The 2,739-nt window shown below is 70.5% G+C and carries 3 protein-coding genes; all 3 read left to right on the plus strand.

Going from position 1 to position 2,739, the window contains the following annotated elements; translation table 11 throughout:
• A partial coding sequence (locus D1825_RS00365) for a gluconeogenesis factor YvcK family protein (protein ID WP_199721433.1) occupies window positions 1-424 on the plus strand: 424 nt, incomplete at its 5' end.
• A 40-nt stretch (window positions 425-464) separates the two neighbouring features.
• On the plus strand, window positions 465-1,445 hold the full coding sequence (whiA, locus tag D1825_RS00370; protein WP_118765571.1) for a DNA-binding protein WhiA: 981 nt from the start codon (window positions 465-467) through the stop codon (window positions 1,443-1,445).
• A gap of 226 nt (window positions 1,446-1,671) precedes the next feature.
• Window positions 1,672-2,676, plus strand: a complete 1,005-nt coding sequence (gap, locus tag D1825_RS00375; RefSeq protein ID WP_118765572.1) for a type I glyceraldehyde-3-phosphate dehydrogenase — start codon at window positions 1,672-1,674, stop codon at window positions 2,674-2,676.
• The last annotated feature ends 63 nt before the right edge of the window (window positions 2,677-2,739 follow it).

A 2,739-nucleotide genomic window follows, 5' to 3' on the forward strand; every position in this document is an offset into this window, starting at 1 on the left:
CGCCGTCGATGCCGCCGACTGGGTGGTTCTCGGACCGGGCTCCTGGTACACCTCCGTGCTGCCGCACCTGCTTGTGCCCGAGCTGCGCGACGCGCTGCACCGCACCCCCGCGAAGATCGTCGTGACGCTCAACCTCGAGCCCGAGGAGGACGGCGAGACGGCCGGCATGCGCGCCGAGGACTACCTCGAGGTGCTGCACGCGCACGCTCCTGATCTGCCGATCTACGCCGTCGTCGCCGATCCGGCCGCGGTCGAGGACATCGGCGCGCTGGCCGACCGGTGCGGCACGAGCGGGACCCGGCTGCTCCTGCGCCAGGTGAGCCGGGGCGACGGCACCGCCCAGCACGACCCCCTCCGTCTCGCAGCCGCATACCGCGACGTCATCGAGGCCACGTGGGGTGACGTCTCACGCCGAGGCCGCTGACCGTCCCCGGGGCGGCGGGCGTGATGGCAGGATGACGCCCATGGCGTTGACGGCACAGGTCAAGGACGAGCTCGCTCGCCTCAAGGTGGACAAGACGTCGGCCCGCAAGGCGGAGGTCTCGGCGACCCTGCGGTTCGCCGGCGGTCTGCACATCATCTCGGGCCGCATCGTCATCGAGGCGGAGCTCGACACCGCGATCGCCGCCCGCCGGCTGCGGCAGGCGATCTTCGAGGTCTACGGCCACGACAGCGAGATCATCGTCGTCTCTGGCGGGGGGTTGCGTCGCGGCAGCCACTACGTGGTGCGCGTCGTCAAGGACGGTGAGTCCCTCGCGCGGCAGACCGGCCTGCTCGACAACCGCGGTCGACCGGTGCGCGGGCTCCCGCCCCAGGTCGTCTCCGGCGGCGTCGGCGAGGCCGAGGCCGCGTGGCGCGGCGCCTTCCTGGCCCACGGATCGCTCACCGAGCCGGGCCGCTCGTCGTCCCTCGAGGTCACGTGCCCGGGTCCGGAGGCCGCGCTGGCCCTCGTCGGCGCCGCCCGACGCATGGGCATCCAGACGAAGGCTCGTGAGGTGCGCGGTGTCGACCGCGTGGTCATCCGCGACGGCGACGCGATCAGCGCGATGCTGACCCGCCTGGGCGCGCACGACACGACTCTGGTCTGGGAGGAGCGGCGCGTACGTCGCGAGGTGCGCGGCACGGCCAACCGGCTCGCGAACTTCGACGACGCGAACCTGCGCCGCTCGGCCCGCGCGGCCGTCGCGGCGGGCGCCCGCGTCGAGCGCGCGTTCGAGATCCTCGCCGAGGAGCTGCCCGAGCACCTGCGCGAGGCCGGCGAGCTGCGGCTCGCCCACAAGGAGGCCTCGCTCGAGGAGCTGGGCAAGCTCGCGGACCCGCCGCTGACCAAGGACGCCGTCGCGGGTCGCATCCGCCGGCTGCTGGCCACGGCCGACAAGCGCGCGGCCGAACTCGGCATCCCGGACACCGAGGCGGGCCTCAGCCCCGACCTGCTCGACCTCTGACGCGCGCCGCATCCCACCACGTGGACGTGGGGCCTGTCTGGGACCTCCGGGGCACAGTGGCGCTCGTCACGGGTATAGGCTCATGTCATCCGATCGTCACAAGACCGTCACGTGCTGGGCATGACCCGGTGCAGGACGGCTTCGGGCGAGCGGAACGCACACCGGCGTGCGTGTCCCCACCACCAATTGTGTGCGCCGACCTCGTCGGCGCTGCCGAGGAGGGCAAGTGACCATCAAGGTCGGCATCAACGGCTTCGGCCGGATCGGGCGCAACTTCTACCGTGCCATCGTGGCCTCGGGCGCTGACATCGAGATCGTCGGGGTCAACGACCTGACGGACAACGCGACGCTCGCGCACCTGCTCAAGTACGACACGGTCCTGGGCCGTTTCCCGCTGAGCGTGAGCCACGACGACGAGAACATCATCGTCGACGGCAAGAAGATCCGTGCCCTCGAGGAGCGCAACCCGGCCGACCTGCCCTGGGCAGAGCTGGGCGCCGACATCGTCATCGAGTCGACCGGCTTCTTCACGGACGCCACCAAGGCGAAGGCCCACATCGAGGCCGGCGCCAAGAAGGTCATCATCTCGGCTCCCGCCAAGAACGAGGACGGCACGTTCGTCGTCGGCGTGAACCACGAGCAGTACGACGCAGCGACGCAGCACATCATCTCCAACGCGTCCTGCACCACGAACTGCCTGGCCCCCGTCGCCAAGGCCCTCAACGACGCCATCGGCATCGAGAAGGGCCTGATGACGACGATCCACGCGTACACGGGCGACCAGAACCTGCAGGACGGGCCCCACAAGGACCTCCGTCGTGCCCGCGCCGCCGCGCAGAACATCGTCCCGACCTCGACCGGCGCCGCCAAGGCCGTCGCGCTCGTGCTCCCGGAGCTCAAGGGCAAGCTCGACGGCTTCGCGCTCCGCGTGCCGACGATCACCGGCTCGGCCACCGACCTGACCTTCACCGCCTCGCGCGAGGTCACGGTCGAGGAGGTCAACGCCGCGGTCAAGGCTGCCTCGGAGGGCCCCCTCAAGGGCATCCTCGAGTACGTCGAGGACGAGATCGTCTCGAGCGACATCGTCACGAACCCGCACCAGAGCATCTTCGACTCCAAGCTCACCAAGGTGAGCGGCGACCTGGTCAAGATCATCGCCTGGTACGACAACGAGTGGGGCTACTCGAACAGCCTCGTCGCGCTGACGAAGTACGTGGGCGACCGTCTCTGACGATCCCCTGAAACTGCACGGATATGCGTCCGCGTGCGCCCCGGCCACCGGCCTCGGCGCACG

The sequence above is a fragment of the Cellulomonas rhizosphaerae genome, from assembly GCF_003470205.1.
In the GTDB taxonomy this organism is placed as follows: domain Bacteria; phylum Actinomycetota; class Actinomycetes; order Actinomycetales; family Cellulomonadaceae; genus Cellulomonas; species Cellulomonas rhizosphaerae.

What these genes read in the sequence shown, in the direction of transcription:
- whiA (WP_118765571.1), top strand. Translation starts at nt 465, where the DNA reads ATGGCGTTGACGGCACAGGTCAAGGACGAGCTCGCTCGCCTCAAGGTG.